This is a genomic window from Paraburkholderia sp. EG304 (assembly GCF_046543485.1).
In the GTDB taxonomy this organism is placed as follows: domain Bacteria; phylum Pseudomonadota; class Gammaproteobacteria; order Burkholderiales; family Burkholderiaceae; genus Paraburkholderia; species Paraburkholderia youngii.
This window is the reverse complement of record NZ_JBKGUA010000127.1, coordinates 1-7,300: the sequence shown is the minus strand read 5'-3', so window position 1 is coordinate 7,300 and position 7,300 is coordinate 1. Positions and strand designations below refer to the sequence as shown.

At 57.4% G+C, this 7,300-nt stretch carries 6 protein-coding genes; all 6 read left to right on the top strand.

The genetic code is table 11. The features are described 5' to 3' along the window. Window positions 1-260: hypothetical protein (locus ACLFKU_RS42040; protein WP_410853173.1), on the top strand; the 260-nt coding region annotated here is incomplete at its 5' end. Between the two features lie 446 nt (window positions 261-706). Next, window positions 707-1,945 (top strand): ISL3 family transposase, encoded by a 1,239-nt coding sequence (locus ACLFKU_RS42035; protein ID WP_410853174.1) that lies wholly within the window; start codon window positions 707-709, stop codon window positions 1,943-1,945. A gap of 172 nt (window positions 1,946-2,117) precedes the next feature. Beyond that, window positions 2,118-3,965 (top strand): S10 family serine carboxypeptidase-like protein, encoded by a 1,848-nt coding sequence (locus ACLFKU_RS42030; protein ID WP_410853172.1) that lies wholly within the window; start codon window positions 2,118-2,120, stop codon window positions 3,963-3,965. Between the two features lie 657 nt (window positions 3,966-4,622). Continuing rightward, window positions 4,623-4,943: an H-type lectin domain-containing protein gene (locus ACLFKU_RS42025; RefSeq protein WP_410853171.1), complete on the top strand. Its 321-nt coding sequence runs from the start codon at window positions 4,623-4,625 to the stop codon at window positions 4,941-4,943. 52 nt (window positions 4,944-4,995) lie between these two features. Beyond that, on the top strand, window positions 4,996-5,283 hold the full coding sequence (locus ACLFKU_RS42020; RefSeq protein WP_410853170.1) for a hypothetical protein: 288 nt from the start codon (window positions 4,996-4,998) through the stop codon (window positions 5,281-5,283). A gap of 309 nt (window positions 5,284-5,592) precedes the next feature. After that, the gene (locus ACLFKU_RS42015; RefSeq protein WP_410853169.1) at window positions 5,593-7,248 is read left to right on the top strand and encodes an ATP-dependent nuclease; all 1,656 of its coding nucleotides are present in this window, start codon (window positions 5,593-5,595) and stop codon (window positions 7,246-7,248) included. Window positions 7,249-7,300 lie beyond the last annotated feature (52 nt).

Here is a 7,300-nt window from a genome sequence, read left to right as displayed (position 1 = left end):
AAACCCGCACCTTCGTCAGCTTCCATCGCCAGCGTCTGCTGCTTCATCCTGTTCTGCCTTCCTTATCCACTCCGCTCTATAACGCTCCGAGTAGCTATGCGGTGGACTTGATCAGCAATGCCTTAAAGTATTTTCGAGAATACTGCGGAAAGGGCCAGTGCGCCAGACAATCGGTCGACCGCTGCCCCCGCTGCCTCGTATTCGTATTCCTTTCCGGATTCGCCCTCATGCCTCTGGGTTGGGCAAAGCCCGATGAATAACCTCAAGCGTTGGAGCTTCCGCCAAATCCGGTGCTGTTTAAAACCTCAGAAATTGGGCGATATTAGAAAATCGTTTGGATATCGAAAAAACATTTGATATCAATAAAATGCCCGATTGGTGTCATACTGAGAGCTATTTTGGACGGTCCGCAGTGTTTGATTTTTTGGTTGTGTGCGCACAAGGTTTTTTCGCCTCTATTGAGTTTCCAGTGGGTGGTATCGTCCCGACTTCTGCATAAACAAGACGAAGGCAGGTCATGCACAGCAAGCTGTTCGAAGCCGCATTGGGTGTAAGCGATCCGTGGTTCGTGAGCGGCGTCGATTTCGACGCGGCGACCAAGCTGCTGACGATCCAGATCGATTTCACTGCTGGAAGTCGCTTCGCGCATCCTGAAGTGGCCGGCGCGCATCCCGTGCACGACACCATCGTCAAGCGTTACGGGCACCTGAACTTTTTCCAGCATAGCCAGCTGTTCGAAGCCGCATTGGGTGTGAGTGATCCGTGGTTCGTGAGCGGCGTCGATTTCGACGCGGCCGCGAGACGGCTGACGATTCACATCGACTTCACTGCCGGCACTCGCTTTCCGTATCCGGAAGTGGCCGGCGCGCATCCCGTGCATGACACCGTCGTCAAGCGCTATCGCCACCTGAACTTCTTCCAGCACGACTGCTACCTCGAAGTGCGCACGCCGCGCGTCAAGCTGCCCGATGGCCGCGTCGCGCTCATCGAGCCCGCTTGGGCCGGCAAGCTCAGCGGCTTCACGTTGCTGTTCGAGGCGATGGTGCTCACGCTTGCCCAGCAAATGCCTTTTGCTGCGGTGGCCCGCGCCGTCGGCGAGTCGTGGCACCGCGTGCACGCGATCTGCAAGCGCTACGTCGAACTGGCGTTGGCCGAGATCGATCTGTCGGACGTGACGAACGCTGCCGTGGACGAGACCTCCTATAAGCGTGGGCACAACTATCTGACGCTCGTGGCCGACGCCAAACAACGCAAGGTCGTGTTCGTTACCGAAGGCCGGGACGCCGCCACCATCGAGCAGTTTGCCGCCCATCTGCAAGCACACGACGCCACGCCCGGGCGAATCACCTCGGTCAGCATCGACATGTCGCCTGCCTTTATCAAGGGCGTCAGCGAGCACCTGCCCAACGCCCGCATCACCTTCGACAAGTTCCATGTTGTCGCCCAGGCCTCGTTCGCCCTGGACAAGACGCGGCGGCTCGAGCAGAGGACCGACCCGGACCTCAAGGGCCTGCGCTGGGCACTGCTCAAGGACCGCGACCGGCTGAGCGTGACCCAGCGTGCCGATCTGGACGCGCTCGTTGCCAAAGTCACGACCAAGCGAACCGCCCGCGCCTGGCTCTATCGCGAGCAATTGCGCGACATCCTCGATCGCAAGCAGATCAACGTCGTCTCCGCGATGCTCGAGCAGTGGTGTACCAACGTGATGCGCTCCAAGGTCGAACCTATGAAGGAGGTTGCACGCATGATCCGCAAGCACTTCGAAGGCATCATCGCTTGGACCCAGACGCGTCAGACCAACGGCTTTCTGGAAGCTCTCAATGGCCTGTTTCAGGCCGCCAAGCGACGCGCCCGCGGCTACGCCAACCTCACTACCATGCGTACCGTGCTGTTCTTGATCGCCGGCAAGCTCGACTTCGCTTCGATCAACCCGCATACGGCGTAACCCACTCAAATTTCAACAGAGCCATATAAATTCATGCCATCGCGGCTAGAAAATCCATCCTCAACGAGACGTTGCTTCCATCCAGGGGTATCTAAAAATGGCATCCTATATATCAAGGCATCAACTAAGACTGTGCAAGATAGTATCTGCCCTCTCCGCCGTCCCGGCGAGGGTGATCGTCCTTTCGATCACAACCCTCCTTCTCCTGAGCGCGTGTGGCGGGGGCGACGATCCGACGCCCGCCGTATCATCCACGACCAGCACAACCGCCACGTCGTCTAACTCTGCCAACGCGCCGAAAGCCATTACGCCGCAGGTCACGCCCGCCACGGTCTCGGTTGATCAGACGTTGACGCCTTTGTTACCCGATAAGCCGTATGTCGACAACACGCTCTATGATGCAAGTGCTGGCGCTTCATTGCCAAGCGCGACGGAAGGCGCGGCGGTCACGCACCACCGGATCAAGCTCAACGGTCTGAACATGGCCTATACCGCTACGGCGGGGCACCTGACCGTGCGCGACACGACCACCAATGCACCGCAGGCTACGATCTTTTACACGGCCTACACGCTGGACAACCAAGACACTACTAGGCGGCCCGTGACTGTGTTCTTTAATGGTGGACCGGGATCGCCGTCATCATTCCTGCAAATGGGCTCGTTCGGCCCGATGCGCGTCTTTACCGCGCAGGGGTCGACGGTGTCTGGACCGAACGACGTCACGCTCGGCGAGAATCCGCAGACCCTGCTGGACAAGACCGACGTGATCTTTGTCGATCCGGTCGGCACGGGGTTTTCGGAGGCAGTTGCACCAAGCAAGAACCAGGATTTCTGGGGCGTCAATCCGGACGTCAACATCATGGCGGGCTTTATTAACCGCTACATGATCACCAACGACCGGGGAAGCTCACCGCTGATGGTGTATGGCGAGTCGTATGGCGGACCGCGCGCGGGCATACTCTCCTATGCGTTGCAGAACGTCTACGGCATCAAGCTTAGCGGCCTGATGATGCAGGCGCCGGCTCTAAATTTCTATGAAGGTGAGCCGGCGCGGCGCGATCCAGTGCCCCCATATCTGCTGCCGACTATCACAATGGCAGCCAAGTACTATGGGAAGATATCTGATCCGACGCTGTCGAAGCTGAGTCTCCCTGATCTGTTCCAGGCTTCCGAGAACCTGGCTTTCAACGAGCTTCGCACGCTCGCGCCTCAACCAACGACATCTGCCCAGCAAACCCAGGCTACGAGCCTGGTCGGAACGATGCAAGCCTTCACCGGGAATCTACCTGTCCTCAACGGGCTGGATATTTACTACCATCCGTCGTTGGTCTCGAACCCTGCGGCGAACATGATCCAGAGCGGCACGGACGTGCTTAGGGCTGCTCGCTCGTACAGCTATGGCGGATTCTTGAGCGGGGGTCTTGTCATCGAGATGTTTCCTGGCAAAACCCTCGGCCTATACGATCTACGCAAGGAACTGACGGGCAATCTGGCTGCGACGCAAAACGCCTCAAGATGTGATTCATCGAATGTGGCGAACTTCTGCGGCAGTTACCTCATCTACGATCCGTCGCTCAACGATCTGGCCTCGTACGACTCGATTCTTTCGTCCTATGCTTACAACACACTCAAGTATCAAACCGTCTCTCTTTATCACGGGCTGAGCGGGACGATTGGCAGCGTGTGGGATCACCATACGGCCTACCCGGATGGCTCGACCCTGAGTTTCCCGGATGCGACCATCTTCATTGCCGACGAAATGCAGATCAATCCCAACATGCAGGTACTGACGTCGGCCGGATATTATGATTCCGTTGTGCCGGCGGCCCAGGTCGACTGGGATATGCAATCCGTTGCCAAAGCGATTCCGGCTGCCCAGATGCAGAAAATGTACACCCGCATCCTCTACCCGGCCGGACACATGGGTTACGCGGACGATCCGACTCGGCAGTTGCTGCACGACAACCTGTCGACTTTCCTGGAAAAGGCGGTTAAGACCTCCGTCGCATCGATGAAGTAACACCTGATCAACTGAATGACGAGATGGCAGGATTGTCATCTCGTCATTCGTTGGGGTAGGGGTGCCTTCAGGATTCGGACAATAAAGCACGCTAACGGCCCAGCAGGCCCAGCAGGCCCAGCAGGCTCAGCCAGCAAGGCTGGCAGCCTCATCAGAAAATTTCCGTGGGAAGCAGGTGTTGCCATAACTTTTCTCATGGCAACACCTGTATTCGCGGGCTAAAGTGACTTTTTGTGAATCGCGTCAGGCGTGAAACATTTTCCTCGCATCGTCTTTTTCGCCACGTCTGGCAAGGGCTATCGCGTTTTGATCTGATCCGCGATGATGTTTCACAAGGGACGACCCAGCTCGGCCTCGGCGCCACGAATACCGCAACAATCGTCTAGCGTGCTTTATTGTCCGAATCCTGAAGTGCACCCCCACTCGAGAAATTCTGCGTATCAGGCGTGCCCCACGGCCTTAACTGACTTCCCTGCTCCATTGCTCCCCGGCCCCCTCCATCGCCGCTTCGGTAAGCTTTCCACGAATGTCGACTACCTAGATGGGTAGGTTGTAAAAGCCTCGGGCGACTCCTAAAACTGCATTGCGGTCATGTGCCGCGCGGCAACAGCCGTCCCGCCCGAGCGGGACCACTCCCACCAGTCTGGAGGCTTCGCGATGGAACAGAAAATTATCGGTACCCATTCGGTTGGTCCGTTGAAGGCGCCGTCCGGCGCGCCGTGGCGCAATGCGCCGCTCTCCGTCGAGGTGCCGTTTCCGGCGGCCTTTTCGAGCCCGCCGGTCGTCATCGTCAGCACACTCCAGGACCCAAAATGGACGGGGCCCATCAACGACACCTTTGCGACGACCGTGACCGGGGTCACCAAGACCGGCTTTACGGTGCATATCGTGCGCGTCGATACGGTCAATCCGGACTACGTGACCTACGGCTGGGACCAGAACCTGCAGCTTTCCTACATGGCCGAAGTGCCGGCGTGAGCCATGCGCCCCTGTCGGTGTTGCCATGCATGTTGGCGGGGCGCTCGGTTCCGTGGGCACGTATCAGCGCGATCGGCTCGCCGGCGATGATTTCGATGCGACATTCACGCTGGATTTCCGTCCGACGCGAATCCATTTCAACCAGCAACACACTGCGCCCATCGCCGGCCGATTCGAGACGCACGAGAGCAAACAGTTGCGTGATCCGAAATCAACAGCCAAACAGAAGGAAGTCGCCGGCGCCCTGAAAACGGCGCGCCGCCATGGCAGCGGAGCTGCCGCCCAGGTGCCGCGTTTAGTTTCCTTTCGAGACTCCCCAACATTTCGGGTTAGTTATTAGACAGATGACTGTCATCGGCCACGAGCGGCCACTTGGGAAGCGAAATCGAATGGCCGCTTCGCACTCGGTTGCTGTCTACACGCCGCAAGCGGTGGCATAGATCAATGCAAATCGCATGAGGCAACAAATCGGCCAGTAGCGTTCAGCGTACTCTCATTGCTGACCGCCTCAGGCTGAACCACGCCGTTCGAACTTCGCGTGCAAATGACGGCTCTACCTGAGCAGTTTGCGGCAACGCGCCTTGATGCGCCGTGAATCTGCGCAATGTGTAACATCCAGATACACACAAACGGATACGGGGAGAAATGTATGAGGCTGCATGCCTATCGCCTGCGGAACTATCGCCGACTGCGCGATGTGGTGGTCGAACTTGATGATCAGATTTCGATCTTTGTCGGCGCGAACAACAGCGGCAAGACGTCTGCAGCCCAGGGCCTGCAAATGATGCTCGAGGGTAAGAAGAGCAAGTTCAAGCTCTTCGATTTCAGCGCACCGCTGTGGAAGACGTTCGATGAAATTGGCGAAGCCCAGCTGGGCGATGCCGACACATCGATCATCCTCCCGACCATCTCCTTGGATCTATGGTTCACAGTCGGTGCGCAGGACCTTGTCTCGGCCATGCCACTCCTACCCAGCACGCAATGGGAAGGCCGCTTCGTTGGAATCCGGGTGTCTTTTGAGCCCGGAGCCCCGTATGAAGTCGTCAGGCGCTTCAGGGAGAAGCGAGACGCAGCCAATGCCGCCGCTGTGGCCTCAAACGCAACCGGTGTCGACTACCAGCCCTGGCCTCAGAGTCTGACCAGGTACCTCGCGGATGAATTGGCCAACGAATACGAGGTTCGCTACTACGTGCTCGACGAGAGCCAGTTCGAAGGATTTCGCGAACGCGACACAAACTACGAACCGCTTCCCGTCTCTCGCGATCCAGGCGGTGCATCAATCCTCAAATCCCTTCTGAAGGTGGACTTCCTTAGGGCTCAACGACACCTGGACGACCCCGACTCGGACGGCGCTGCCGGCGGCAGCGCGCGCGATGAGAACCTATCCAAGCGCTTGAGCCGCTTCTACGAACGGAACCTCGAGAAGCGAGCTGATGACCACGCGATGCTCAAAGCGCTTTCGTCGTCCGAAAAGGGGCTCAACGACCATCTTGAGCAAGTGTTTCGCAAAACCCTAAAGCGCCTTTCAAAACTCGGCTATCCAGGAGTTAAGAATCCGGAGATCATCATCCGCGCTCAGTTGGACCCGAGCAAGGTGCTTAACCAAGACGCAACGCGAGTGCATTATGTGCTGCCCGGCGATGACAAAGCACAGCTTCCTGACAGCTACAACGGTCTGGGATATAAGAACCTCATCTACATGGTCGTGGAGCTACTGGACCTCCACGAACGATGGAAGGATGACGAGACGGATCGCCCTCCACTGCACATCCTCTTCATTGAGGAGCCTGAAGCTCATTTGCATGCGCAGGTTCAACAGGTCTTCATACGCAACGTCTTAACGTTGCTGCAGCAGGAAGGGGAAGAAGACGACGATTTTTTTACCACTCAGCTGGTTATAACGACCCATTCCCCCCACATCCTCTACGAGCGGGGCTTCAGGCCGATCCGCTATTTCCGCCGGACCAGCGATGCGCTCGACAACTTCACCGAAGTCAAGAATCTGTCGAGATTCAAGCCTACTGAAGACGAAAAGATATCCCGTGAGTTCTTGCAGCGCTACCTCAAGTTAACCCATTGCGACCTGTTCTTCTCAGACGCCGCCATCCTCGTCGAGGGAAACGTAGAGCGTCTACTGATGCCCGCGATGATCGAATCGGCGGCAAAACGCCTTCGCTCAAGTGCGCTCACCATTCTTGAGGTGGGGGGCGCATTTGCGCACCGGTTCAAAGGGTTCTGTCGCAGTAAGGAAAGGGAGTCAAGCAAATGCAATATACGAAGGATGACTTATGATGCCAGAGAATAAAATTGCTGGGCGGCGGACCGCGCAGTTTTGCTCGAACATTTCATCTGTCCTT